Here is a 26,118-nt window from a genome sequence, read left to right on the forward strand (position 1 = left end):
CTTGTGTTTCCCAACCTTGCCTTACATAGTGGGTTTTGCGTGTTAAATAGACGTAACCCCACGGTAGCCGCAGCCGAACCGGCCCGGCCGGACGTCTTTTCGGAGAGCCCCGAGTGGACCGCATCGCCCAACGCCCCCCGCGTCCCCCAGGACGCACCGTTGCATACGAACCGCCCGGCACCGCGCCGCCCCTGCACATGAGGGCCGCCGCCGTGCTGGAGGCCGGCTGGACGGGGACGTCCACGGTGCCCTCGCGCGGCCTGTACCCGCACCAGTGGTCGTGGGACTCGGCGTTCATCGCGATCGGCCTGCGGCACCTCTCACCGTTACGGGCCCAGACCGAGCTGGAGACACTGCTGGCGGCCCAGTGGGCGGACGGGCGGATCCCGCACATCGTCTTCAACCCCTCCGTCCCGCTCGACGCGTACTTCCCGAGCCCCGACTTCTGGTGCTCGTCGACCGCCGGGCGCACCGCCGGAGCCCCGCGCACCGTACAGACCTCCGGGATCGTGCAGCCACCGGTCCACGCCCTGGCCGCGTGGCTGGTGCACCTCGCCGACCCGGGCCTGTCCAGGGCGCGCGGCTTCCTCACCCGTGCCTACCCCCGGCTGGCCGCCTGGCACGACTACCTCCTGCACCGGCGTGACCTCGGCGGGGGCGGGCTGGTCTCCGTGGTGCACCCCTGGGAACAGGGTATGGACAACAGTCCCTGCTGGGACCGCCCGTTGTCCCGGGTCACCCCCGCCCCGGCCCGCTCCTTCCGCCGGGCCGACCTCGACCACGGCGCCCCCGAGGACCGGCCGACGGATCTGGACTACGGGCGGTACGTGCGGCTGGCGGCCGACTACCGGGACCGCGGATACGCCGACGGCCCCGGCGACTTCGCCGTGGAGGACCCGGCGTTCAACGCGCTGCTCGCCGCCTCCGAGTACGCCCTGGACCGGATCGCCCACGAGCTCGGCGTGACCGGCGCGGCGCGGCGGGCCCGTGCGGAGCGCCTGACGGCGGCCCTGGCGGAGCGGCTGTGGGACCCGGCGTCGGGGATGTTCCTGTGCCGGGACGTGCGCGCCGGGGAACTGATCCCTCAGCGCGGTGTCTCCGGGCTGGTCCCCCTGCTGCTGCCGGACCTGCCCCGCGACCTCGCGGCCACCCTGGTCCGCACGATGTGCGGCCCGCACTTCGGCCTCGGCGGCACGACCCGCCTGGTCCCGAGCTACGACCTGCTCGGCGAGGCCTTCGACCCGCACCGCTACTGGCGCGGCCCGGCCTGGTTCAACACCAACTGGCTGCTGGAGCGCGGGCTGCGGCGGCACGGCGAGCGCGGCCGGGCCGACGCCCTGCGCAAGGGCATGCTGCACACCGCCGGCGCCTCCGGCTTCGCGGAGTACGTCGACCCGTACACGGCACAGGCCTGCGGCGTCACCGGCTTCGGCTGGACCGCCGCGCTCACGCTCGACCTGCTGCACGACCGGCCCGCACGGGGCAGGAACGGCCTCACGGCGATCAAGGGAGAGGACCCGGCATGACGGACCGGCATCATCTGCTCGTGCACGGCCGGACGTTCGCCGCCGTCGGCGATCGCGGCGACATCAGCGGCTACCGGGGCGGCAGCGCCCCGGACGGCCTGTTCGTACGGGACGCCCGGCATCTGAGCCGGTGGCAGCTCACCGTCGACGGGGCGGTGCCCGACACACTGACTCCGGTGGCCGACGGGGACACCGCGCGCTGTGTGCTCGTCCCGCGCGGCGGCCGCGACGAACCGCCCGCGTACACGCTCTTCCGTGAACAGGCCGTCGGGGACTCCTCGTTCGTGGAGTCGCTGCGCGTCACCAGCAACCGGCCGGTGCCGACGACGGTCCATCTCGCGGTCACCGCCGACGCCGACTTCACCGACCAGTTCGAGCTGCGCTCCGACCACCGCACCTACACCAAGGCCGGGGCCGTCCGCTCCCGCCACACGCTCACCCACGGTGTGGAGTTCGCCTACCGGCGCGGCGAGTGGTGCTCCGTCACGACCGTGACGGCGGAGCCCCGGCCGGACGCCGTGGAGGAGACCGGCACCGGCGCCCGCCGTCTGTCGTGGACCCTGGACCTCGAACCGCACGGCACCGCCGAGCTGACCCTGCGGGTCATGGCCCGTCCGCACGGCGACCGGCGCGCCCTGCGCGTGCCCCGCTCCCCCGCCGCCGCCCGGGAGCAACTGCGCTCCCGAGAGGACGAGTTCGTCGAGGGTGTCGCCTTCCCGGAGGGGTGGCCCGAGCTGGCCGCCGCCTGCACCCGGGGGCTCGCCGACCTCGCCGCCCTCCAGGTCCCGGCGACCGGCCCGGACGGCGAGGAGCTGCGCGTCCCGGCCGCCGGCGCCCCCTGGTTCCTGACCCTGCTGGGCCGGGACGCCCTGCTGACCTCGCTGTTCGCCCTGCCCTACCGTCCGCGGCCGGCCGCCGCCACCCTGGCCGCGCTCGCCGCGACCCAGGCCACCGGGGCCGGCCCCGACGGGATCGCCCAGCCCGGCAAGATCGTGCACGAGGTGCGCCACGGCGAACTGGCCCACTTCGGCCAGGTCCCCTACGGCCGCTACTACGGCTCGGTCGACGCCACCCCGCTGTTCCTCGTCCTGCTCGGCGCGTACACCGAGCACACCGGCGACACGGGCCCGGCCCACCGCCTCGAACGCCACGCCCGGGCCGCCGTCACCTGGATGCTCGACCACGGCGGCCTCACCTCGCGCGGCTACCTCGTCTACCGCGCCGACCAGGGCGGCCTCGCCAACCAGAACTGGAAGGACTCCCCCGGCGCCATCTGTTCCGCCGAAGGCACCCGCCCGCACGGTCCGGTGACGGCCGCGGGCGCCCAGGGCTACGCCTACGACGCCCTGCGCCGCACGGCGGGCCTCGCCCGCACGGTGTGGCAGGACACCACGTACGCCCACCTGCTGGAGCAGACGGCCGGTGACCTGCGTGACCGTTTCCAGCGGGACTTCTGGATGCCGGAGCAGTCCTTCCCCGCCCTCGCGCTGGACGGCCGGGGCAAGCAGGTCGACGCGCTGGCCTCCGACGCCGGGCACCTGCTCTGGTCGGGGCTGCTGGACAAGGAGTACGGCGAACTCGTCGGACGGCGGCTCCTCGAGGCGGACTTCTTCTCCGGCTGGGGCGTGCGCACCCTGGCCGCCGGGCAGCCGGCGTACCACCCGCTCTCCTACCATCGCGGCTCGGTATGGCCGCACGACAACGCGCTGATCGCGCTGGGCCTGGCCCGCTACGGGCTGCACGACGAGGCTCGCGCGATCGCCCGCGGCCTGGTCGACGCGGCGGGCGCGACCGGCCACCGGCTCCCGGAGGTCCTGGCGGGCTACGGCCGCGACACCCACCCGGAGCCGGTGCCGTACCCGTACGCGTGCGTGCGTGAATCCCGTTCCGCGTCCGCCCCGTTGGCGCTTCTCACGGCGGTCGGCGTGGTCTGAGGGCCGGTTGGTCCGCCGTTTGCCGGGTGTTTGCCGAGCGCCGGCCCGGCGGGCTGAACACACCTGGCCGGCGCACCGTAGGGAACAGTGGCGGACCCGCACCCCCACCCGGGTCCGCCACCTCACCTGTTCCGTACGGGAAGGACCTCCGGGTGCCTGTCTTCACACGCTCCAGCGATGCGTCGCAGCCGGGCGACGGCGTGTCCGAGGCCGAGGAGGAGCAGGCGGGCGGGGAGAGCGGGGAGGACGAGAGGGAGGCAGCGGCGGCATCCGGTCCGGGCCCTGCCCCCTCACGAACGCTGCTCGGCCACTGCCTCACCCGCCTCCGCGCCTGGCGCACCCGCCACCCCCGGACCGCACGCGCCCTCCGCCTCGCCACCACCGCCCTCGCCGCCGCCCTGGTCCTCGGGGCGCTGCTGCTGCCCAACACCCTCCCCGCCCTCAAGGCGGCCGGCTTCGCGCGGATCCCGGCCGAGGCGGTCATCGGGGCCGTCGTCGTGCTGGCGCTGCCGCGCCGGCCCCGGCTGGTGGCGGCGGTGCTGTACGGGCTCGGTCTCACCGTCCTGACCATGGTGAACCTGCTCGACATGGGGTTCAACGAGTACCTCGGCCGGGGTTTCAACGCCGCACTCGACTGGGACCTGCTGCCCGATGCGCAGGCGTACGTCGAGGACACGCTGGGCGGGGGCGTCGCCACCGCCGTCAGCGTCGGCGCGGTGGTGCTCGTGCTGCTCGTGGCGGCCGTCATGGTCGCGGCGACGACCCGGCTCGCGACCGTGCTGGCCCGCCACCGGGCGCGGGCGACCAAGGGCGCTTTGATCGCCGGCACCGTCTGGGTCACCTGCTCCGCACTGGGCCTGACCCTGTTCGGCGGCCCGATCGCCTCCGAGCGCGGGGCCGGCGCCCTCCGGGTGCACGCGCAGCGGACGGTGGAGTCGCTGCGGGACGAGGCCGCGTTCGCGCGGCAGTCGAAGGCGGACGCCTTCGGCAACACCCCGCCCGGCGAACTGCTGCCGGACCTGCGCGGCAAGGACGTGATCTTCACGTTCATCGAGAGCTACGGCCGCAGCGCCATCGAGGACCCGGTCATGGCACCCGGCGTCGACCGCACCCTGGACGCGAGCACCGCCGCCCTGCACAAGGCCGGGTTCGCCGCCCGCAGCGGCTGGCTGACCTCGGCGACGTACGGCGGCAGCAGCTGGCTCGGCCACTCCACGACCATGTCCGGCCTGTGGATCGACAACCAGCGGCGCTACCGCACGGTCAGCGCCGGCGACCACCTCACCCTCACCAAGGCCTTCCAGAGGACCGGCGCCTGGGACACGGTCGGCGTCATGCCGGGCGTGCAGAAGGGCTGGCCGGAGGAGAAGTGGTACGGCCTCGACAAGCTCTACGACGCCTTCGACCTGGGCTACGAGGGGCCGAAGTTCAGCTGGTCGACCATGCCCGACCAGTACGCGCTGGAGGCCTTCCAGCGGCAGGTGCACGGCAAGAAGCGGGACAAGCCGCTGATGTCGTTCGTCATCCTGACCTCCAGCCACCAGCCCTGGGCGCCCATCCCGAAGATGGTCGGCTGGGACGAACTCGGCGACGGCTCGGTCTTCGACGCGATCCAGAAGGCCGGCAACAAGGCGTCGGACGTCATCACCGACACCACCAAGTCCCGCGAGGAGTACGGCAAGTCCATCCAGTACTCGGTGACCAGCCTCACCCAGTGGCTGGAGCGCTACGGCACCGACGACACCGTCCTGGTGTTCCTCGGCGACCACCAGCCCATCGCCCGGGTCAGCGGGACCGGCGCCGGCCGGGACGTGCCGGTGTCGATCGTCGCGAAGGACCCGAAGGTCCTGGACAAGGTCGCCGACTGGAAGTGGACGGAGGGGCTGAAGCCGGACCGGGACGCGCCCGTGTGGAAGATGAGCTCCTTCCGCGACCGCTTCCTCAAGGCGTTCGGCTCCACACCGCGCCCCTCCAAGGGCTGATCAGCCGCCCGAGGTGTCGAGCTCGGCGTCCTCGCCGACCCCGGCACAGTCGTAGGGGTCCTTCAGCCAGCCGTCCGGCAGCACCACGCGGTTGTTGCCGGAGGTCCGGCCCCGGGGCCCGTCGGCGCCGGTGGGCCAGGGCTGGTCGAGGTCCAGCTCGTCCAGGCCGGAGCGCAGTTCCTCCAGGGACGAGGTGATCGCGAGGCGCTTACGCATCTCGGAGCCGACCGCGAAGCCCTTGAGGTACCAGGCGACGTGCTTGCGGAAGTCGATCACGCCCCGGGCCTCGTCGCCGATCCACTCACCGAGCAGGGTGGCGTGCCGGACCATGACGTCGGCGACCTCGCGCAGAGCGGGGCGGGCGATGTCCTCGGCGCGGCCCTCGAAGGCGGCGACCAGGTCGGAGAAGAGCCAGGGCCGCCCCAGGCAGCCGCGGCCCACGACCACCCCGTCGCAGCCGGTCTCGCGCACCATCCGCAGGGCGTCCTTCGCCGACCAGATGTCGCCGTTGCCGAGCACCGGGATCTCCGGCACGTGCTCCTTCAGCCGGGCGATGGCGTCCCAGTCGGCGGTGCCGCCGTAGTGCTGGGCGGCGGTGCGGCCGTGCAGGGCGATGGCGGTGACGCCCTCCTCGACGGCGATCCGGCCGGCGTCGAGGAAGGTGATGTGGTCGTCGTCGATGCCCTTGCGCATCTTCATCGTCACGGGCAGGTCGCCGGCGCCGCTGACGGCCTCGCGCAGGATGGCCCGCAGCAGGTTCCGCTTGTACGGCAGCGCGGAGCCGCCGCCCCTGCGGGTGACCTTGGGCACGGGGCAGCCGAAGTTCAGGTCGATGTGGTCGGCGAGGTCCTCCTCCGCGATCATGCGGACGGCCTTGCCGACGGTCGCGGGGTCCACGCCGTACAGCTGGATGGAGCGGGGGCGCTCACTCGCGTCGAAGTGAATGAGCTGCATGGTCTTCTCGTTGCGCTCGACCAGCGCCCTGGTCGTGATCATCTCGCTGACGAACAGGCCCTTGCCGCCGCTGAACTCCCTGCACAAGGTGCGGAAGGGCGCGTTGGTGATCCCGGCCATGGGGGCCAGGACGACGGGGGGCCGGACGGTGTGCGGACCGATCTGGAGGGGCGTGGACATGCCTCCATTGTGCCGTGCAATGAGATGGCAAAATTCATTAGTTAGCAACACTATCGAAGTCGGCGTACGATGGTCCGCATGCCCGAGCTCAGCCCCCGCCGCCGCAAGCTGGTGCTCGCGATCTGCTGCATGAGCCTGCTGATCGTGAGCCTCGACAACACGGTCCTGAACGTGGCCCTGCCGTCCATGCAGCAGGACCTGCACGCGAGCACCTCGGGCCTGCAGTGGGCGATCGACGCGTACACGCTGGTCCTCGCCTCCCTGCTGATGCTCGCGGGCTCCACGGCCGACCGGATCGGCCGCAAGCGGGTCTTCATGGCGGGCCTGGTCGTCTTCACCCTCGGCTCGGTCCTGTGCTCCCTCGCGCCGAACCTGGAGGCGCTGATCGCGTTCCGGACGGTGCAGGCGGTGGGCGGCTCGATGCTGAACCCGGTCGCCATGTCGATCATCACCAACACCTTCACCGACCCGCGCGAGCGGGCCCGGGCCATCGGCGCCTGGGGCGCGGTCGTCGGCCTGTCGATGGCCGCCGGCCCGCTGGTCGGCGGGCTCCTGGTCGACTCCGTCGGCTGGCGCTCCATCTTCTGGATCAACCTGCCGGTGGGCCTCGCGGCCCTGCTGCTCACCCTGCGCTTCGTGCCCGAGTCCCGCGCGCCGCGCGCCCGCCGCCCCGACCCCGTCGGGCAGGTGCTGGTGATCGCGCTGTTCGGCTCGCTCACGTACGCGATCATCGAGGCGCCGAGCACCCCGTTCGGGTCGATCGCGCCGCTGGCCGTCGTCGCCCTCGCCGCCCTCGTGGGGTTGCTCCTCTACGAGCCGCGCCGCAAGGAACCTCTGATCGACCTGCGCTTCTTCCGCTCGGCGCCGTTCAGCGGCGCGACGGTCATCGCGATCAGCGCGTTCGCCGCGCTCGGCGGCTTCCTGTTCCTGTCGACGCTGTACCTGCAGAACGTCCGCGGACTGACCGCCCTGGAGGCGGGCCTGTGGATGCTGCCGATGGCGGTCCCGACGTTCCTGTGCGCGCCGCTCTCGGGCCGCCTCGTGGGCTCGCGCGGCCCACGCCTGCCGCTGCTGATCGCGGGCTTCGCGATGACGGCGAGCGGTGTCCTGTTCGCCGCGTTCGAGGCCGAGACCTCCAACGTCACACTCTTCGCCGGTTACGTCCTGTTCGGCATCGGCTTCGGTTTCGTCAACGCGCCCATCACCAACACGGCGGTGTCCGGGATGCCGCGCGCCCAGGCGGGCGTCGCCGCCGCGGTCGCCTCCACGAGCCGGCAGCTCGGGCAGACGCTGGGCGTGGCCGTGGTGGGCGCGGTCCTCGCCTCGGGCGTCGGCTCCTCCTCGTACCCGGAGGTGTTCGTGTCCGCGGCCCGGCCCGGGTGGTGGATCCTCGCCGTGTGCGGGTTCGCGGTGCTGGCGCTGGGAGCGGTGACGAACGGGCGGTGGGCCCGGGGCACGGCCGAACGGGCCGCGCGGCGCCTGGAGTCGGCGGAGGTGCGGGACGTGGTGGTGGCCGCGGACCACTGATGGTCGGTGCCGTGCGCTTCACTGTCCGCCCTGGAGCTCACGCAAGCGACCGTCAACGACCAGCTGGACCGGCTCGAACCGGAGAACGGCCACCTCTGTCTGCCGGATGACCTCGACCGGCAGGACCTGACCGATCTGCTCGACGGCAGGTACGGCGCTCCGCGCACGCTCGTTCTCGACGGCTTCACCGACCCGACGGCCGACGACTCCAGGGGCGCAGCCCTCCTCGCCCCTTTCGGCGACCGGGCCGTGACCGTCCGGGCGTGGGCCCAGGGGGACCAGTGGGTCGGCAACCGATCTGCTCGACAGCAGGTACGGCGCTCCGCGCACGCTCGTTCTCGACGGCTTCACCGACCCGACGGCCGACGAGTCCAGGGGCTCGGCCCTCCTCGCCCCTTTCGGCGACCGGGCCGTGACCGTCCGGGCGTGGGCCCAGGGGGACCAGTGGGTCGGCACCAGTACGGCGCGGGACGGTGCGGGGATCGGGTGGCCGGCCGCTGGTGCCGCCGAGCCTGTTCGCGCTCACCTCGCTGCAGCGCGGGCTGCTGCCGGCGCTGCCGTTCTCGATCGGCTTCAGCGGCTTCGTGTTCGTGATCGCGGTGGCGTTGCAGCAGGGCGCCGGGCTCGGTTCGGTGGCGGCGGGGCCGGCACTGGCGCCGCTGGCGGTGGTGTTCTTCGTGTTCTCGCTGCTGGGCCCGCGCCCGGCCGCCCGGTACGGCACCCGCGTGGTGACGGCCGGTGCCGCCCTCCAGGGCGTGGGGCTGGCCCTGATGGCACTGGCCGCCTGGCGGTTCTGACCACACCTCGCTTCGTCGAGTTGCTCCGGGCGCGGCGGCCGCCGGTGCGGGCCAGGCGCTGCAACTCCCCGTCGCCTACCGGGTGGTCTTCTCCGGGGTGCCGCCCGCCCGGGCCGGTGTCGGCAGCGGCGTGACGATCACCACCAGCAGTCGGCGCTGGCCCTCGGCGTGGCGACCCTGGGCACGCTGTTGCTGTCCCTGGTCCCCGGGATGGGCGTGCGGGACGCCCTGGTCACGCCCCTGCTGGTGCAGCTCGGCGGCGTCCTGCTGACCGGCCTGCTGAGCCTGCGGCTGCCCCGCACCGTCGCCTGAGGTCGCTCACGGCCTGATAACTCATCTCCGGGGAAACCCTGTTGATGTCGGTCTTGCTGCACACTCCTTGCTGCGAGCAGACCGGAACGCCGGATTTCTCGACGCGTGAGGGGCCATGACGCAGATCGACACGAGCAAGGTCAGCCGGTGGGACATGCACGGCCGGGAGCATGTGGTGCGGGTGCACCGGACGGGCGTCCAGCGCACGATCAGATGTGACACCTGCGGCTGGCACAGAGGCGCCCAGTTCCTGCCCTGGCTGAAGGCGGAGGAACACCTGGCAGAGGCCCACCAGGCCACGGTGGACCCGACGGCGGCGTGAGGACACGCGCGGCTCGGGCCGCCGTCGCCCCCGGGGGGGGCATTGCGTCGCCGTCGCCCCCGGGAGGTACTGCGGCTACCGCGCCGTGACCGCCAGCTTCGCGCCCAGGGCCACGAACGAGCCCGCGAAGCCCCGCCGCCGCCAGGCCGTCACCCGCGGGCGGCCCACGACGTGCCGGCGCACCGACGCGGCCAACACATCGTACGCGGCGAACACCACGAAGGTCGCCGGCAGGAAGACCCCTCCGAGCCCCGCCATACGCACCACCGCGTGCGGCTCCCCGGGGCTCACGAACTGCGGCAGGTACGCGAAGAAGAAGATCGTCAGCTTCGGGTTGAGGATGTTGATCAGCACGCCGCGCACGATCACCCGGCGCGCCGACACCTCCGGCGCCGCCTCCCGCTCCTCCACCACGAGCGCCTCCTTGTCCCGCACCGTCGCCCACGCCATGCACAGCAGGCAGGCGACGCCCGCGTACTTCAGCACCTGGAAGGCGGTCGCGCTCGCGTGCAGCAGCGCGGCGACGCCGGCACCAGGACCCGCGCCTCGCCGCGCTCCTCAAGAAGCACCGCGTGCACGACTCGCGCCGGGACAGGCCGTTCTTCGTCAACGAGACGCGCGGCCAGGGCACGCTCTTCAAGACGAAGGGCAGCGGCGACAACGTCACCTTCGAGCTCGTGGCCAAGGGCCGGTCGGGGTGGACGGGCTGGGTGGAACTGGTCCGTGACGGCCTCGGCTGGAACCGCGCCTCGGACCACGCGGCGGTCTACGCCGACCTCGACCGGTGAAACGCAGCGGTCTACGCCGACCTCGACCGGTGAAACGCAGCGGTCTACGCCGACCTCGACCGGTGAAACGCGGCGGTCTACGCCGACCTCGACCTGTGAAACGCGGCGGTGCCGGGCCCCTCCGAGGAGGAACCCGGCACCGTGGCGCGGCGAACGGCGGTCAGCAGCCGATCAGGCGGGAGGCCAGGTAGCCCTCGATCTGGTCGAGGGAGACGCGCTCCTGCTTCATCGTGTCGCGCTCGCGGACGGTCACCGCGTTGTCCTCGAGCGTGTCGAAGTCGACGGTCACGCAGAACGGCGTGCCGATCTCGTCCTGGCGGCGGTAGCGGCGGCCGATGGCGCCGGCGTCGTCGAACTCGATGTTCCAGTTCTGCCGGAGCGCCTGGGCGAGGCCCTTGGCCTTCGGGGACAGCTCCGGGTTGCGGGACAGCGGCAGCACCGCGACCTTCACCGGGGCGAGACGGTGGTCGAGGCGCAGCACGGTGCGCTTCTCCAACTTGCCCTTGGCGTTGGGGGCCTCGTCCTCGATGTAGGCGTCCAGCAGGAACGCCAGCATCGCGCGGCCGACACCGGCGGCGGGCTCGATGACGTACGGAGTCCAGCGCTCGCCGGCCTCCTGGTCGAAGTAGGTGAGGTCCTGGCCGGAGGCCTTGGAGTGGGCGCCGAGGTCGTAGTCGGTGCGGTTGGCCACACCCTCGAGCTCGCCCCACTCACTGCCGCCGAACTGGAAGCGGTACTCGATGTCGGCGGTGCGCTTGGAGTAGTGGGAGAGCTTCTCCTTCGGGTGCTCGTACCACCGCATGTTCTCCTCGCGCAGGCCCAGGCCGGTGTACCAGTTCCAGCGCTGCTCCATCCAGTACTCCTGCCACTTCTCGTCCTCGCCCGGCTTGACGAAGAACTCCATCTCCATCTGCTCGAACTCGCGGGTGCGGAAGATGAAGTTGCCGGGCGTGATCTCGTTGCGGAAGGACTTGCCCATCTGGGCGATGCCGAACGGCGGCTTGCGGCGCGAGGTGGTCTGCACCTGGGAGAAGTTGGTGAAGATGCCCTGCGCGGTCTCGGGCCGCAGGTAGGCGACGGAGCCGGAGTCCTGGGTCGGGCCGAGGTGGGTGGACAGCAGGCCCGAGAACTGCTTGGGCTCGGTGAACTGGCCCTTGTTGCCGCAGTTGGGGCAGTTGACGTCGGCCAGGCCGTTCTCCGGCAGGCGCTTGTGCTTGGCCTCGTAGGCCTCCTCCAGGTGGTCCGCGCGGAACCGCTTGTGGCAGGAGGTGCACTCGGTCAGCGGGTCCGTGAAGGTGGCGACGTGGCCGGAGGCGACCCAGACCTCGGGGGCCAGGATCACGGACGAGTCGATACCCACGACGTCCTCGCGCGACGTCACCATGTAGCGCCACCACTGGCGCTTGAGGTTCTCCTTGAGCTCGACACCCAGGGGGCCGTAGTCCCAAGCGGCGCGCTGGCCGCCGTAGATCTCACTACAGGGGAATACGAAGCCACGGCGCTTGCTCAGGCTGACGATGGTGTCGATCTTGTCGGCGGCCACGGTGCTCTCTTCATTACGACGACGAATACTGACGGTGCGGCGCGGAGCGCCTCGATGAGGGGTGATGGTCGGGCGGCGGGCGGGCGAAGCGAGGTGCTTCCAGCGAATGCTTCAGGTTACCGGCGGGGGCGCCCTCTCAATCAAATCGCTCCCCCCGCGGCGCCTTCAAGGTCCCGGTCAGGGCGTTTGTTGACAACGGTTTCCATATTTGTTGAAAATGAGTGTCATGAACGTACGACGACGCCTCATACCCGCCGCCCTGGCCTCCGCTCTCGGCCTGGGCGCCCTGACCGCCTGCTCCAGCGACAGCGCGGCCACGGGCAACACGGACAAGTTCGACGTCGTCGCGTCGTTCTACCCGATGGCCTTCCTCGCCGAGCAGATCGGCGGCGACCACGCGAACGTCACCAGCCTGACCGAGCCCGGCCAGGAGCCGCACGACCTGGAGATCAGCACCCAGCAGCGCGCGCAGCTGGAGGAGGCCGACGCGGCGCTCTACCTCAAGGGCCTCCAGCCGGCCGTCGACGAGGCCGTCGGCCAGACCGGCATCAAGACCAAGATCGACGCGGCCACGCTGACCCACCTCGAGGACCACGGCACCGGCGGCCACACCCACGAGGGCGAGGAAGGCCACTCCGAGGAGGACCACTCCGAGGAGGACGAGCACGGCCGCGACCCGCACGTCTGGCTCGACCCGGTGAAGTACGCCGAGATCGCCCAGGGCGTCGGCAAGGCCTTCGAGAAGGCCGACCCGGACCACGCGGCCGACTACAAGAAGAACACCGAAGCCCTGGTCACGAAGCTGAAGGGCCTCGACGGCGACTTCGAGAGCGGCCTGAAGAACACCAAGTCCAAGGTCTTCTTCACCAACCACGCCGCCTTCGGCTACCTCGCCGAGCGCTACGGCCTCACCCAGGAGGCCATCTCCGGCGTCGACCCCGACAGCGAGCCCAGCGGCGCCCGCGTCCGGGAGCTCCAGCAGGAGGCGAAGGCCGACGGCGTCACCACCGTCTTCTACGAGACACTGGTCTCCGACAAGACCGCGAAGACCCTGGCCCGCGACGCGAACCTGAAGACCGACGTCCTCGACCCGATCGAGGGCATCACGGACAAGTCCCGCGGCGACGACTACTTCCAGGTCATGGAAGCCAACCTCAGGGCCCTGCAGACGGCCCTGGGAGCCAAGTGATCGACCCATCGGAGGACGGCATGACCGAGCCCGTCGTATCCCTGCGCGGCGTCCGCGCGGACCTGGGCTCGCGCCCCGTGCTGCGCGGCATCGACCTCACCGTGCACCGCGGCGAGGTCGTCGCGCTGCTCGGCGCGAACGGCTCGGGCAAGTCCACGGCGGTGCGCAGCATCATCGGCCAGGTGCAGACCGGCGCCGGCGCCATCGAGCTGTTCGGCACGGACCGCGGGCGGTTCCGCGACTGGCACCGCGTGGGCTACGTCCCGCAGCGCACCACGGCCGCCGGCGGCGTGCCCGCCACGGTGACCGAGGTGGTCTCCTCCGGCCGCCTGTCCCGGGCCCGCTTCGGCGTCCTGCGCAAGGCCGACCACGCGGCCGTACGACGCGCCCTGGACCTCGTCGGCATGGCCGACCGGGCCAAGGACTCCGTCGACGCCCTCTCCGGCGGCCAGCACCAGCGTGTCCTGATCGCCCGCGCGCTCGCCTGCGAACCCGAGCTGCTGATCATGGACGAGCCGATGGCCGGCGTCGACCTGGCCAGCCAGGAAGTCCTCGCGCACACCCTCACCGAGCAGGTCTCCCAGGGCACGACGGTGCTGCTCGTGCTGCACGAACTGGGCCCCCTGGAGCCCCTCATCGACCGGGCGGTCGTCCTGCGCGACGGCTGCGTCGTCCACGACGGGCCGCCCCCGAAGGCCGTCGGCCAGCACGCCCTGCCCGGCCACGACCACGTACACCCGCACGCACCGGCGGGCGCCGAACCGATCCGCACGGGACTGCTGAGCTGATGGACTTCCTCGACTACGCCTTCATGCAGCGGGCGCTGCTCGCCGCCGTCCTGGTCGGCATCACCGCCCCCGCGGTGGGGATCTACCTGGTCCAGCGCCGTCAGGCCCTGATGGGCGACGGCATCGGCCACGTCGCGATGACCGGCGTCGGCCTCGGCTTCCTGCTGACCTGGTCCCCGGTGTGGATGGCGACCCTCGTCTCCGTCCTCGGCGCGGTCCTCATGGAGCTGATCCGCTGGTACGGCAAGACCCGCGGCGACATCGCCCTCGCGATGCTGTTCTACGGGGGCATGGCCGGCGGTGTGATGTTCATCAACCTCGCGCCGACGGGCTCCAACGCCAATCTGACGTCCTACCTGTTCGGCTCCCTGTCGACGGTGTCCCAGTCGGACGTCACCGCGATCTGCGTCCTGGCCGCGTTCGTCGTCCTGGTCACCCTCGGCCTGCGGCGGCAGCTGTTCGCCGTCAGCCAGGACGAGGAGTTCGCCCGGGTGACGGGCCTGCCGGTGCGCTTCCTGAACCTGCTGACGGCCGTCACCGCGGCCGTCACGGTGACCGTGGCGATGCGGGTGGTCGGGCTTCTGCTGGTCAGTGCGCTGATGGTGGTGCCGGTCGCGGCCGCCCAGCAGATCACCCGCAGCTTCGCCGCCACGTTCGCGATCGCCGTCGCCATCGGCGTCAGCGTGACGATCGGCGGTACGGTCACCTCGTACTACCAGGACGTGCCGCCCGGCGCGACGATCGTGCTGCTGACCATCGGCGCGTTCATCGTGCTGACGGCGATCGCGGCCCCGCTGGCCCGGCGCCGCGCCCGTGCGGCGGCAGCCTCGGACACGACGGCCGACCCCGCCGAGTGCGCGATCCCGGGCAGCCGGGCGGCGGCCGACGAAGTCGGCGTCTGACCGCCCCCGTCCCGGGCTGGCACAATGGCCCGGGCAAGGCAGACGTGAGGAGGCAACGGTGACGACCGCTGGACCGTCCGTGAAGGGCCGCGCCACCAAGCAGCGGGCCGCTGTGGCGGCCGCCCTGCAGGAGGTCGACGAGTTCCGCAGCGCGCAGGAACTGCACGACATGCTCAAGCACAAGGGCGACTCGGTCGGGCTCACCACGGTCTACCGCACCCTGCAGTCCCTCGCCGACGCCGGTGAGGTCGACGTCCTTCGCACGGCCGACGGTGAGTCGGTGTACCGGCGTTGTTCCACGGACGATCATCACCACCACCTGGTGTGCCGCGGGTGCGGCAAGGCCGTCGAGGTCGAGGGGCCGGCGGTGGAGAAGTGGGCCGAGTCGATCGCCGCGGAGCACGGGTATGTGAACGTGGCTCATACGGTGGAGATCTTCGGGACCTGCGCCGACTGTGCGGGGGCCTCCGGCGGTTGAGCGGTTGATCACCGTGGGGGTGCGGGTTCGTTGCCGGGTGCGGGTGCGTGGGGGTTGTTCGCGCAGTTCCCCGCGCCCCTGAGGCCGGAAGCCTCCTGGCCCCCTACGCGCCCCGGGCGCTGAGCCGTCGGCGGACCAGCGGGGACAGGGCGGTGGAGGCCAGGATCACGGTGCCGCCGGCGCGCAGGATGAGGCCGTAGGCGCGTTCCGGGCCGGTCTCGGGGGTGAGTGAGGTGATGGCCGCCGCGACGGCCGCCAGGCCGATGGCGCCGAGCGTGACGAGGGCGGTGAGGACGACGCCCGATGCCTCTCCGGCGCGGGCGGGCGAGACGACCTGCTGGGTGGCGACACGGGTGAAGGTCCAGCCGAGGACCAGCCCGAGCGCGCACCAGGTGAAGACGGGCAGGTAGACCCACCAGGACCAGGCGAAGCTCAGCCCGATCATGCCGGTGCCGGCGATGGTCCCGGCCAGGGCCATGACGCTGGTGGCGCGCATCCGGCCGGACAGCCGGGCGCCGAATGGGCCCCGAGCAGGCCACCATAACGGCCGGGGCAGCCCGGTCCCGGCCAGCAGGACCGGACGCCGGCCGAGGAGATCACCCAGCCGCCCGCCGACGATGAACAGGCAGCCTACGGCGAGCATGTACGCGGACAGCGTCCACTGGGCCGCGGAGACGGTTGTGTCCAGCTCGTTCGCGATCCCGGGGATGGCCAGGTTGAGCGCGAAGAAGTCCAGCTGGATGCAGAGCAGGGCCAGCGAGGCCGCGGTGAAGACCCCGGCCTGTCCCGTGGTCCGCCGGGGTGCGCCGACGGCGGTCGAACCCATGCCCCCAGGACATCGCCACCGCGGCCCGGCTGCCACGGGAGGGGCCTGCCGGGCCGCAGTGGCGGCTGTGACGGGGGGACGCTCCCGGGCCTCGGCGTCGGCTGCGACGGAGGGGAGACCCCGGGGTCGGCGTGTTACTGCTGCTCGCCCTCCATGGCCAGCAGCTCCTCGTTCGGGACGGCTCCGCCGAAGCGCCGGTCGCGTGAGGCGAACTCCAGGCAGGCCCGCCACAGGTCACGCCGGTCGAAGTCCGGCCACAGCACGTCCTGGAAGACCATCTCGGCGTAGGCGCTCTGCCAGATCAGGTAGTTGGAGGTGCGCTGCTCGCCGCTGGGCCGCAGGAACAGGTCCACGTCCGGCATGTCCGGGTAGTACAAGTACTTCGCGAAGGTCTTCTCGCTGACCTTGGAGGGGTCGAGCTTTCCGCTCTTCACGTCCTCCGCCATGGCCTTGGCCGCGTCGGCGATCTCGGCCCGGCCCCCGTAGTTCATGCAGAAGTACAGGGTCAGCCGGTCGTTGTCCTTGGTCTGCTCCTGGGCGATCTGGAGCTCCTTGGCGACCGAGCGCCACAGCTTGGGCATACGGCCGACCCAGCGCACGCGGATGCCCAGCTCGTCGAGCTGGTCGCGGGTCTTGCGGATGAAGTCCCGGTTGAAGTTCATCAGGAAGCGCACCTCGTCGGGCGACCGCTTCCAGTTCTCGGTGGAGAAGGCGTACAGGGAGATGGCGCCCACGCCCATCTCGACGGCCCCCTGGAGCACGTCCAGCACGCGCTCGGCGCCGACCTTGTGCCCCTCGGTGCGCGGCAGCCCCCGGTCCTTGGCCCAACGGCCGTTGCCGTCCATGACGATCGCCACATGCTGCGGTACGAACTCCCCGGGGATCTTCGGGGGCCGCGCGCCGGACGGGTGCGGCTCCGGCGTCCTGTACTCCCGGCGCTGGCGCCCCAGGATCCCGCGTACGGCCATGTGTTTCTCGTCTCCTCGTGCTCGCTTGCTTCTGTGCTGCTCTGCTCCGCCGCCGCGCTACTTCTCGACGTAGCGCAGGGAGCGCAGCCCGCGCTCCATGTGCCAGTGCAGATACGCGGACACCAGCCCGCTGCCCTCCCGGACGTAGCGCGCCTCGCACGCGTCCGCGGTCTCCCAGTCTCCCGTAAGCAGGGCGCCGAGGAGTTCCAGGGCCTGGGGCGAGGGTACGACGCTACCGGGTGCGCGGCAGTCCACGCAGACGGATCCGCCCGAGGCGACCGAGAAGAACCGGTTGGGCCCGGGCATCCCGCACTTCGCGCAGTCGGTGAAGCTCGGGGCGTACCCGTTGACGGCGAGGGAGCGGAGCAGGAACGCGTCGAGCACGAGGTGCGGTGCGTGCTCGCCCCGGGCGAGGGTCCGCAGCCCGCCGACCAGCAGCAGGTACTGCTGCACGGCCGGCTCCCCCTCGTGGTCGGTGAACCGCTCGGCGGTCTCCAGCATGACGGTCCCGGCCGTGTACCGGGCGTAGTCGGTGACGATCCCGCCGCCGTACGGCGCGATGGTCTCGCTCTGGGTGCACAGCGGCAGCCCCCGCCCGACGAGCTCACTGCCCTTGGCGAAGAACTGCACGTCGACATGGGAGAACGGCTCGAGACGCGCGCCGAACTTCGACTTCGTCCGGCGCACGCCCCGGGCCACCGCGCGTACCCGTCCGTGACCGCGCGTGAGCAGCGTGATGATCCGGTCCGCCTCACCCAGCTTCTGGGTGCGCAGCACGATGCCGTCGTCGCGGAACAGGCTCATGGAGCCATTCTGGCAGGGCCGTCACGTCAGGGGACCTCACCCCTGCTGCGGGCGTTGGCGTACGCGGTGGCCGCGCGCAGCCGCTCGGCCGGGGTGGCGTGCCTCACGGCCCCGGGGTCGGCGTCCCACTCCCGGCCGCCCCCGTACGGCCGCAACTGCGTGTAGGGCCCCTCATGCCCCATGACGATGCCGATGCGTCCGCTGCGGGTGTCCACGACGTAGGCGCCGACGGGAGGCTTCATCGCCGCACCGCCGCGAGCCGCCGGGCGGTCTCCGGGGTACGCCGGGCCGATGCGACGAGCGGGCAGGGCGCTTCCCGCACAAGACTCACCGGGTCAAGTCCCAGTGAGGGCAGAATAATTCCGGCCTTGGCGAGTTCTGCCCGCAATTCTTTCACCGCGTCCTCCGCTTCTCCGGCGCAGAGCGCCGAGTGTCGTGCCTCCACCGTGCTCCCCTTCTTTACGCGGTTTCACTCTTCGCATCTCTGCGGTAACGCTCAGCGACTACACTTCGGAGGGGGCCGTGTCCTACACCTGCGCGGCGGCACAGAGGGGTTCGGCACGGGGCGTCTCAAACCGGGGGTATTTTCGAGCGGTTGGGCGGGCAGCCGATTGACGAAATGCGGCACGCGCCGGGCGCATGGGAGACCGCGGACGACAGGGCACCACCAGCCCTTGAAACAATCCGGCCGTGGGAACGTCAGAGGGTCACCCGGAACCGGAATGGGACATCCGCCCCGCGCGGCCGGCGGATGTCGAGGCGACAGCGGAACTGCGGGCTGTGGTGATGCGCCCCGGACCTGGAGGGGGTCGACCGTAGGGGCGGAGCGACAGCGGCCCGATCGGCGTCCGTCCGCAGCGCGCCCCAGTACTGCAACCGCTTCTGGGGACTGTGGCCTCGGCTTTTGCAGGGGGAGCGGCGGGCACGGGCCTGACTGCGTCTGCGGAAGCGTGACCAGTACAGAAGGGATGAGGCGCCGGGCCGAAGGAGAGGCTCATCCCTCCCCGAACCGGCGGACGTACCGCCGCTGCCAGGGCGTTTCCACGGCGTGCCGGTCGTAGTGCCGGCGGACGTACGCCACCGCCTCCTTCCCCGGCACCCCGTCCAGCACCGCCAGGCAGGCCAGTGCCGTGCCCGTGCGGCCGCGCCCTCCGCCGCAGGCGATCTCCACCCGCTCCCCCGCGGCCCGCTCCCGTACGGCGGCCAGCTGCGCGCGGGCGGCCGCCGGGTCCGACGGGAGGCGGAAGTCGGGCCAGCGGATCCAGTCCGACTCCCATGGCACCTCGGGCGGCTGCCGGCCGAGCAGGTAGACGCCGCAGGAGGGAAGGGGCGCGGTGGGGTCCAGGGGGTGGCGCAGGCCCCGGCCCCGGACCAGCAGGCCGGAGGGCAGCCTCAGGACGCCCGTGTCCCTCTCGCTCCACAGCTCGCTCACGCCCTCATCATGCTCCGTGTCCGCTTGCCGGGGGCGGTATCAGCCCACCCCCCGGGACTCCTGCCCCGCCCCCGCCTCGATCCCCCGGAAGTGCACCGCCATCGCCCGCTGGCGGTACCCGGCCCCGGCCCTGCCCTGATAACGCGTCAACTCGACACGCACACAGCACCATAGGTCCGACCTGTGGCAGATACGCCATCCGTGTGCGAGCCCTTGACCGCCCCCGAGCCCCCTCCTATGGTCGCGCTGACCGCAGGACGTAGGACGTCGTATCTCCTGGCCCGTCCCTTCCCCCCGGACCTCGCTGGAGGACCCGTGCGCGACGAGACCCCCGACGTGCCGGCGCTGCACCGCCGGTCGTTCCTGAAGTACACCGGCGCCCTGGGCGCGGCCGCCGCCGTCTCCGCGTCGCTGTCGGCCTGTTCGTCCGGGCCGGAGTCCACCAACGACACCGGTTCGGGCAGTGGCCGGGACCGGACCCTCACCGCGGTGATCGGCTACGGCAACGACGGCAGCTGGGACCCCACCCAGACGGCGTCCGCGTTCTGCATGGCTGCCAACAACCACATCTACGAGGGCCTGCTGGACACGGATCCGATCTCCCGTGAGCCGTACGCGGCCCTGGCGACCGAGGTGCCGAAGGACCCAAACAGCACGTCGTGGACGTTCGCTCTGCGGGCGGGCGCGACGTTCCACGACGGCAAGCCGGTCACCGCCGACGACGTGGTCTTCGTCTTCCGGCGGATCCTCGACCCGGACACCCAGACCCTCGCCAAGGGCTTCTTCGCGAGCTGGCTGAAGGAGGTCCGGAAGATCGACGCGCGGCACGTGGAGCTGGTGCTGAAGTTCCCGTTCCCGGACGGGCTTTCGCGGCTGACGCTCGCGAAGATCATGCCGGAGCACGTGTTCTCCCGGCCGGGCGCCTGGGACGACGCCATCAAGGGCAAGGCGATCGGCTCGGGGCCGTACCGGCAGACCGCGCATCACCCGAAGTCGAACACGACCTTCGAGGCGTTCGACGGTTACAACGGCCCCCGCAAGCCCGCCTTCCGGAAGATGAACTGGCTGACCATCGTGGACGCGGCCCCGCGCGTCGCGAAGATCTCGGGTTCCAGTGCCGGCGCGCAGATCGCGGACAACATCCCGTACGCCAACATCGGCCGGCTGGAGAGCGGCGGGATGACGGTGGCCGGCGGAGCCGGGATGAACAACCTGTTCCTGATGTTCAACACCAGGCACAAGCCGTTCGACGACGTGCGGGTGCGCCAGGCCCTGCACTACGCCATCGACACCGAGAAGATGGTGGAGGTCGCGCTCAAGGGCCACGGCAAGCCGTCCAGTTCCTTCCTCGACGAGGCCAACCCGTCCTACCGCCGGGCGAAGACGGTCTACGACCACGACCCGGACAAGGCGAAGGCGCTGCTGAAGGAGGCCGGGGTCAAGGGGCTGAGCATCGAGATCCTGGCCGTGAACGTCAGCTGGATCGTCGACTGCCTGCCGACCGTCAAGGCGTCCTGGGACGCGATCGGGGTGCGCACGACCCTGTCCCCGCAGGAGACCACGGCCGTGTTCACCAAGATGGACCAGAAGCAGGACTACCAGGTCGTCGCCGCCGCCTCGAACCCCAACCAGTTCGGCCTCGACGCCGACCTGATCATGCACTACAACTACGGGCCCGAGAACCTCTGGATGCAGTACACCCGCTGGGCCTCCGACCCCGTCGCCAAGCAGCTCTTCAAGGACATGGACCGGGCCACCCGGGAGCCGGACCCGGAGAAGAAGAAGGCGATCGTCCAGGACTACATCGACGTCGTCGCCGAACAGGCCGTGCTCTACCCGGTCGTCCACAACGAGCTGATGACCGCCTGGAACCCGGCGCGGCTCAGCGGGATAAGGGCACAGCCCTACCCGGGCATCAACCTGCTCCAGGCCAAGTGGGCCTAGCGCCGTGACGGCCGTCCTGCGGATCCTGCTCCGCCGTGTCGCCCTGCTCGTGCCGCTGATGCTCGGGATCGTGCTGTTCGTGTTCCTGGTGATGCGGTTCTCGGACGTCGACCCGGCGTCCGCGTTCTTCCAGGGCGCCAACCCGACGCCGCGACAACTGCACGACTTCCGCGAGGAGCACGGCCTGCTGGATCCGCTGCCGGTGCGCTACGCGGACTTCGTCTCCGCCCTGCTCCACGGCGACCTGGGCACCAGCGCGCTGACCCGGGCACCGGTGATCGACCAGGTCACCACCGCGCTGCCGCTCACCCTCCAGCTGACGTTCCTCGGTCTGGGCATCGCGGTCGTGCTGTCCCTCGTGGGCGGGGTGACCGCGGCGATCTACCGGGACCGGCCGCCCGACCAGATCATCCGGGTCGTGTCGCTGACCGGGGTCGCCGCGCCCGGCTTCTGGCTGGCCCTGCTGATGATCCAGTACCTGGCGGTCGACCTGGGCTGGTTCCCTACCGGCGGCTACATCAACCCGGCCGACTCCTTCACCGGCTGGCTGAGGACCATGACCCTGCCGGCCCTGGCGCTGTCGCTGCCGGTGGCGGCGCAGCTGACCCGGATCGTGCGCACGGCCGTGGTGGAGGAGCTGGACAAGGACTATGTGCGCACGGCGATCGGGAGCGGCCTGCCGCCGCGGGTGGTCGTCGGGCGGAACGTGCTGCGCAACGCGCTCATCAACCCGCTCACCGTGCTCGGGCTGCGCGTGGGCTATCTGCTGGGCGGCGCGGTCGTCATCGAGACGATCTTCTCGCTGCCCGGCATGGGCAAGCTGATGATCGACGCCGTGAAGAACGGCGATCCGGCCGTCGTCCAGGGTGTCGTGCTGACGACGGCGGCCGGGTTCGTCGTCGTGAACCTCGTCATCGACGTCCTCTATCTGCTGGTCAACCCGCGACTGAGGGATGCGACCACATGACGACCCGCAAGAGTCTCACCGCGGAGCTGTCCCGTCCCGGCATCCGGCTGCGCGGCTGGCGCAGGCTGCCGCCGCTGTCGAAGGTCGCCGTGTGCTTCCTGGCGGTCGTGGTCCTGATGGCGTTGCTCGCGCCGCTCCTCGCCCCGCACGACCCGCTCGACCAGCAGCCGCCGGCCGACGGCACCGGGCATCCGTCGGCCGGGCACTGGATGGGCCAGGACAGCCTCGGCCGGGACATCCTCAGCCGGCTGATGTACGGGGCGCGCTGGTCGCTCGCGATCGGGCTCGGCGCGACGGGGCTGGCCCTGGTGGCCGGTGCGCTGCTGGGGGCGGTCGCGGCGACCTCGCGCAAGGCGGTCGACGAGACGCTGATGCGCTGTCTGGACGTGGTGATGGCGTTCCCGGGCATCGCGCTGGCCGCCGTGCTGGTGGCGGTGTTCGGCGGCGGCATCACGGTGCTGATCTGCGCGATCGCGTTCCTGTTCACGCCGCCGGTGGCGCGGGTGGTCCGGGCGAACGTCCTCGACCAGTACGGCGAGGACTACGTGACGGCGGAACGGGTGATCGGCGCGCGGACCCCGCACATCGTGCTGCGGCACGTGGCGGTCAACTGCGCGGCGCCGGTGCTGGTGTTCTGCACGGTCCAGGTCGCCGAGGCGGTCGTGTTCGAGGCGTCGCTGTCGTTCATCGGGGCGGGCGTACGGCCACCCGACCCGTCCTGGGGCAGTGTCATCGCGGACGGCAAGAACATGGTGCTGACCGGCGGCTGGTGGGCGACCCTGTTCCCCGGGCTGCTGATGCTGGTGACGGTGCTCTCGCTGAACATCCTGTCCGAGGGCGTGTCCGACGCGTGGGCGGTTCCGTCGGCGCGGGAGGTGGACGTACGCGAGAACGACGACCCGCTTCAGGCCCCGGAGCCGGGCAGCGGCGAGGTGCTGCCGCTGCCGGGCCTCGCGGCAGCAGCGCAACGGCTGCGAGCGCGGGCCCGTCCCCTGCCCCAGGGGCGGCAACCGGTCCTCACGGTCGAGAACCTCGCCGTCGGTTTCGAGGGCCGGCACGGCGGGGTGGACATCGTCGACGGCGTCAGCTTCGAGGTGCTCCCCGGTGAAGTCCTGGGCCTGGTCGGCGAGTCGGGCTGCGGCAAGTCGCTCACCGCACTGGCGATCATGGGACTCCAGCCGAAGGGGGCGCGGATCGGCGGCCAGGTCCGCTTCCACCAGCGGGACCTGCTCGCCGAGCCGACGCGCGTGCGCCGCAAGCTGCTCGGCCACGAGATGGCGATGATCTACCAGGACGCGCTGTCGTCCCTCAACCCCGCGATGACGATCCGCGCCCAGCTCAAGCAGGTCGTACGCCGAGGCGGCCACCGCACCCCCGCCGAACTCCTCACCCTGGTCGGCCTCGACCCCGACCGCACCCTGCGCAGCTATCCGCACGAACTCTCCGGCGGACAGCGCCAGCGCGTCCTGATCGCCATGGCCCTGTCCCGCGACCCGAAACTGATCGTCGCCGACGAGCCGACCACCGCCCTCGACGTGACCGTGCAGGCGCAGGTCATGGAGCTGCTGCTGCGGCTGCGCGCGGAGCTGGGCTTCGCGCTGATCCTCGTCTCGCACGACCTGGCGCTGGTCGCGGACGTCACCGACCGGGTCGTGGTGATGTACGGCGGGCAGATCGTGGAGACGGGCGTGACCGCCGACCTGGTCGGGGCCCCGGCGCACCACTACACCCGCGGGCTGCTCGGCAGTGTGCTGTCGCTGGAGTCGGCGGCCGAGCGGATGACGCAGATCAAGGGTGTCGTGCCGTCCCCGGCGGACTTCCCGGCGGGCTGCCGCTTCGCCGACCGCTGCCCGCTCGCCACCGATACCTGCCGCACGACACCCCCCGGCCCGCTGGGCACGCCGACGCACACGGCGGCCTGCCACCACCCCGCGATCGACCTGGTCACCTCGGAGGTCGTGACATGAACGCCTTGACGGAGGCCGTGACATGAACGCCCTGGTGGAGCTGTCCGGCACCCACGTCGTCCACAAGGCCCGCAGCGGCGGCCTCTTCACCCGGGACCGCGTGTACGCCCTGACCGGTGCCGACCTGGCGATCGCACCCGGCGAGACCGTCGGCGTGGTGGGCGAGTCCGGCTGCGGGAAGTCGACGCTGGCGAAGGTCCTGGTCGGGGTGCAGCCACCGACGCGGGGGACGGTGGCGTTCCTGGGCCGGGACCTGTGGGCGATGCCGGCCGCCGAACGCCGCCGGGCCGTCGGCGGCAGCATCGGCATGATCTTCCAGGACCCGTCGACGGCCCTGAACCGCCGCCTGACCGTCCGGCAGATCCTGCGGGACCCGCTGGACGTGCACGACCGGGGCACGAGGAGCGGACGGGACGAGAGAGTCCGCGAGTTGATGTCCCTCGTCGGCCTCCCCCGGGCCCTCGCCGGGGCCCTGCCTGCGCAGTTGTCGGGCGGGCAGCGCCAGCGCGTCGCGATCGCCCGGGCGCTGGCGCTGGACCCGGACCTGGTCGTGGCCGACGAGCCGACGAGCGCCCTGGACGTGTCGGTCCGCGCCCAGATCCTCAATCTGCTGCTGGACCTGAAGGAACGCCTGGGTCTGGCCCTCGTGTTCGTCTCGCACGACATCCAGACGGTACGGCGGATGAGCGACCGTGTGATCACCATGTACCTGGGCCGGATCGTGGAGGAGTCCCCGGCGGCCCTGGTCACCGGCCGGTCCCGGCACCCGTACACCCGCGCCCTGTTCTCCGCCACGCCGGGCCTGCTCGACCCGGTCGACCCGATCCCGCTGGCCGGTCCGCTGCCGTCGGCGACCCGCCCGCCGAGCGGCTGCCCGTTCCGCACCCGCTGCTGGAAGGCGGACGGGGTGTGCGCTCAGGAGATGCCGGGCTTCTCCGCCGCGTCGGCGCCCGCGCACCGCTTCCGCTGCCACCATCCTGTCCGGGAGGACGAGTCGACCCGCGACCTCGTCCTTCGACGCGACCCGATGGAGGCCCCATGACTCTCGCCCCGCTGACCGGTGTCATCCCGCCCGTCTGCACGCCCCTGACATCGGACGGCGAGGTGGACGTCCCTTCGCTGACCAGGCTCGTCGACCATCTGGTGGCCGGCGGGGTGCACGGCCTGTTCGTGCTCGGCTCGACCTCGGAGGCCGCGTATCTGCCGGACCGGCAGCGCAGGCTGGTCGTCGAGTCGGTCACGGCCCATGTGGGCGGACAGCTCCCCGTGCTGGCCGGGGCGATCGACATGACGACGCCCCGGGTCCTGGAGCATGTCGCGGCGGTGACGGCGGCGGGCGCGGACGCGGTCGTGGTCACCGCCCCGTTCTACGCCCGCACCCACCCCGCGGAGATCGACCGCCACTACCGCGCGGTCACCGCCGCGAGTCCGGTCCCGGTGATCGCCTACGACATTCCCGTCGCCGTCCACACGAAGCTGCCGGCCGACGTGGTGCTGGAGCTGGCCGCCGACGGCGTGGTGGCGGGGCTCAAGGACTCCAGCGGCGATCTGGCCGCCTTCCGCCAGGTCGTGACCGGTGCGCGGGAGCTCCGGGGCATCACGGGCTTCAGTGTGCTGACCGGCTCCGAGCTGATCGTCGACGCGGCCCTCGCGATCGGCGCGGACGGCACGGTGCCGGGCCTGGGCAACGTCGACCCGCACGGCTACGTCCGCCTGGACGGTCTGTGCCGTGCCGGGGACCGGGAGGGGGCCCGGGCCGAACAGGAGCGGCTGTGCGCCCTGTTCGGCATGGTGACCGTCGGCGACCCGGCCCGGATGGGCCCGAACTCCTCGGCGATCGGCGCCTTCAAGACCGCGCTGCACCTGCGTGGCGTGATCGACTCCCCGGCGACGGCGGAGCCGCAGATCCCGCTGTCGCCGGACGAGGTGGAGCAGGTCGGTACGTACCTCGCGGCGGCCGGTCTGCTCTAGCGGCCGGGCCGTGCCCG

General features: G+C 71.8%; 22 protein-coding genes and 2 pseudogenes. 16 read left to right on the forward strand and 8 right to left on the reverse strand.

The window, feature by feature from the left end:
• Window positions 1–113 precede the first annotated feature (113 nt).
• From HDC93_RS26350 to HDC93_RS26360, 3 genes are all read left to right on the forward strand, one after another.
• The gene (locus HDC93_RS26350; RefSeq protein WP_185013298.1) at window positions 114–1,526 is read left to right on the forward strand and encodes an MGH1-like glycoside hydrolase domain-containing protein; all 1,413 of its coding nucleotides are present in this window, start codon (window positions 114–116) and stop codon (window positions 1,524–1,526) included.
• Window positions 1,523–3,460 (forward strand): glycogen debranching N-terminal domain-containing protein, encoded by a 1,938-nt coding sequence (locus tag HDC93_RS26355; protein ID WP_185013299.1) that lies wholly within the window; start codon window positions 1,523–1,525, stop codon window positions 3,458–3,460. Before HDC93_RS26350 ends, HDC93_RS26355 begins: the two co-directional genes overlap by 4 nt.
• A 152-nt stretch (window positions 3,461–3,612) precedes the next feature.
• Window positions 3,613–5,442: a sulfatase-like hydrolase/transferase gene (locus HDC93_RS26360; RefSeq protein WP_185013300.1), complete on the forward strand. Its 1,830-nt coding sequence runs from the start codon at window positions 3,613–3,615 to the stop codon at window positions 5,440–5,442.
• Here HDC93_RS26360 and dusB read toward each other — a convergent pair whose 3' ends face one another.
• The gene (gene dusB / locus HDC93_RS26365) at window positions 5,443–6,576 is read right to left on the reverse strand and encodes a tRNA dihydrouridine synthase DusB (protein WP_185013301.1); all 1,134 of its coding nucleotides are present in this window, start codon (window positions 6,574–6,576) and stop codon (window positions 5,443–5,445) included. It abuts the gene before it with no gap.
• A 78-nt stretch (window positions 6,577–6,654) separates the two neighbouring features.
• On the opposite strand from dusB, the gene HDC93_RS26370 reads away from it, so the two are divergent.
• From HDC93_RS26370 to HDC93_RS26380, 3 genes and pseudogenes are all read left to right on the forward strand, one after another.
• A complete protein-coding gene (locus HDC93_RS26370) occupies window positions 6,655–8,103 on the forward strand; it encodes an MFS transporter (protein ID WP_185013302.1) in 1,449 nt (482 codons plus the stop codon).
• A gap of 482 nt (window positions 8,104–8,585) precedes the next feature.
• A pseudogene (locus HDC93_RS26375) lies at window positions 8,586–9,212 on the forward strand (MFS transporter); the annotation flags it as partial.
• Between the two features lie 115 nt (window positions 9,213–9,327).
• A complete protein-coding gene (locus HDC93_RS26380) occupies window positions 9,328–9,534 on the forward strand; it encodes a hypothetical protein (RefSeq protein WP_185013303.1) in 207 nt (68 codons plus the stop codon).
• 75 nt (window positions 9,535–9,609) lie between these two features.
• Here the strand turns inward: HDC93_RS26380 and HDC93_RS26385 are convergent.
• Window positions 9,610–10,062, reverse strand: a pseudogene (locus HDC93_RS26385) (LysE family translocator); the annotation flags it as partial.
• A 44-nt stretch (window positions 10,063–10,106) separates the two neighbouring features.
• Between HDC93_RS26385 and HDC93_RS26390 the strand changes: the two are divergent.
• Entirely contained in the window at window positions 10,107–10,322 is a 216-nt protein-coding gene (locus tag HDC93_RS26390; RefSeq protein ID WP_185013304.1) for a hypothetical protein, read from the forward strand.
• A 160-nt stretch (window positions 10,323–10,482) separates the two neighbouring features.
• On the opposite strand, the gene HDC93_RS26395 is transcribed toward HDC93_RS26390, so the two are convergent.
• Window positions 10,483–11,865, reverse strand: coding sequence for a glycine--tRNA ligase (locus HDC93_RS26395; RefSeq protein ID WP_185013305.1), 1,383 nt, complete (start codon window positions 11,863–11,865; stop codon window positions 10,483–10,485).
• A gap of 226 nt (window positions 11,866–12,091) precedes the next feature.
• Between HDC93_RS26395 and HDC93_RS26400 the strand changes: the two genes are divergently transcribed.
• The 4 genes from HDC93_RS26400 to HDC93_RS26415 are packed head-to-tail and all read left to right on the forward strand — an operon-like array spanning window position 12,092 to window position 15,222.
• On the forward strand, window positions 12,092–13,054 hold the full coding sequence (locus HDC93_RS26400; RefSeq protein WP_185013306.1) for a metal ABC transporter substrate-binding protein: 963 nt from the start codon (window positions 12,092–12,094) through the stop codon (window positions 13,052–13,054).
• Between the two features lie 20 nt (window positions 13,055–13,074).
• Window positions 13,075–13,842: a metal ABC transporter ATP-binding protein gene (locus HDC93_RS26405; RefSeq protein WP_185013307.1), complete on the forward strand. Its 768-nt coding sequence runs from the start codon at window positions 13,075–13,077 to the stop codon at window positions 13,840–13,842.
• Complete coding sequence (locus HDC93_RS26410; RefSeq protein ID WP_185013308.1) at window positions 13,842–14,744, forward strand: metal ABC transporter permease; 903 nt, start codon at window positions 13,842–13,844, stop codon at window positions 14,742–14,744. Before HDC93_RS26405 ends, HDC93_RS26410 begins: the two co-directional genes overlap by 1 nt.
• Before the next feature lie 58 nt (window positions 14,745–14,802).
• Window positions 14,803–15,222: a Fur family transcriptional regulator gene (locus tag HDC93_RS26415; protein WP_030836532.1), complete on the forward strand. Its 420-nt coding sequence runs from the start codon at window positions 14,803–14,805 to the stop codon at window positions 15,220–15,222.
• A 103-nt stretch (window positions 15,223–15,325) separates the two neighbouring features.
• Here HDC93_RS26415 and HDC93_RS26420 read toward each other — a convergent pair whose 3' ends face one another.
• The 5 genes from HDC93_RS26420 to HDC93_RS26440 form a co-directional block, all read right to left on the reverse strand.
• On the reverse strand, window positions 15,326–16,048 hold the full coding sequence (locus HDC93_RS26420) for an MFS transporter (protein WP_185013309.1): 723 nt from the start codon (window positions 16,046–16,048) through the stop codon (window positions 15,326–15,328).
• A 134-nt stretch (window positions 16,049–16,182) separates the two neighbouring features.
• Entirely contained in the window at window positions 16,183–17,016 is an 834-nt protein-coding gene (locus HDC93_RS26425; protein ID WP_185013310.1) for an isoprenyl transferase, read from the reverse strand.
• 57 nt (window positions 17,017–17,073) lie between these two features.
• Window positions 17,074–17,820, reverse strand: a complete 747-nt coding sequence (recO, locus tag HDC93_RS26430) for a DNA repair protein RecO (RefSeq protein WP_185013311.1) — start codon at window positions 17,818–17,820, stop codon at window positions 17,074–17,076.
• Between the two features lie 26 nt (window positions 17,821–17,846).
• The gene (locus HDC93_RS26435; protein ID WP_185013312.1) at window positions 17,847–18,062 is read right to left on the reverse strand and encodes a hypothetical protein; all 216 of its coding nucleotides are present in this window, start codon (window positions 18,060–18,062) and stop codon (window positions 17,847–17,849) included.
• A gap of 752 nt (window positions 18,063–18,814) precedes the next feature.
• Window positions 18,815–19,252 (reverse strand): protein-tyrosine phosphatase family protein, encoded by a 438-nt coding sequence (locus tag HDC93_RS26440; protein WP_185013313.1) that lies wholly within the window; start codon window positions 19,250–19,252, stop codon window positions 18,815–18,817.
• A gap of 315 nt (window positions 19,253–19,567) precedes the next feature.
• Here HDC93_RS26440 and HDC93_RS26445 point away from each other — a divergent pair, with 315 nt between their 5' ends.
• Genes HDC93_RS26445 through HDC93_RS26465 form a run of 5 tightly spaced genes read left to right on the forward strand, consistent with a single transcriptional unit; the run spans window position 19,568 to window position 26,101 of the window.
• Entirely contained in the window at window positions 19,568–21,196 is a 1,629-nt protein-coding gene (locus HDC93_RS26445; protein ID WP_185013314.1) for an ABC transporter substrate-binding protein, read from the forward strand.
• A 4-nt stretch (window positions 21,197–21,200) separates the two neighbouring features.
• Window positions 21,201–22,163, forward strand: coding sequence for an ABC transporter permease (locus HDC93_RS26450; protein WP_185013315.1), 963 nt, complete (start codon window positions 21,201–21,203; stop codon window positions 22,161–22,163).
• Complete coding sequence (locus tag HDC93_RS26455) at window positions 22,160–24,130, forward strand: dipeptide/oligopeptide/nickel ABC transporter permease/ATP-binding protein (protein ID WP_185013316.1); 1,971 nt, start codon at window positions 22,160–22,162, stop codon at window positions 24,128–24,130. Before HDC93_RS26450 ends, HDC93_RS26455 begins: the two co-directional genes overlap by 4 nt.
• 22 nt (window positions 24,131–24,152) lie before the next feature.
• Complete coding sequence (locus tag HDC93_RS26460; protein ID WP_185013317.1) at window positions 24,153–25,172, forward strand: ABC transporter ATP-binding protein; 1,020 nt, start codon at window positions 24,153–24,155, stop codon at window positions 25,170–25,172.
• Window positions 25,169–26,101, forward strand: a complete 933-nt coding sequence (locus HDC93_RS26465; protein WP_185013318.1) for a dihydrodipicolinate synthase family protein — start codon at window positions 25,169–25,171, stop codon at window positions 26,099–26,101. Before HDC93_RS26460 ends, HDC93_RS26465 begins: the two co-directional genes overlap by 4 nt.
• Window positions 26,102–26,118: the final 17 nt, after the last annotated feature.

Source organism: Streptomyces sp. AK010 (assembly GCF_014207295.1).
In the GTDB taxonomy this organism is placed as follows: Bacteria; Actinomycetota; Actinomycetes; order Streptomycetales; family Streptomycetaceae; genus Streptomyces; species Streptomyces massasporeus.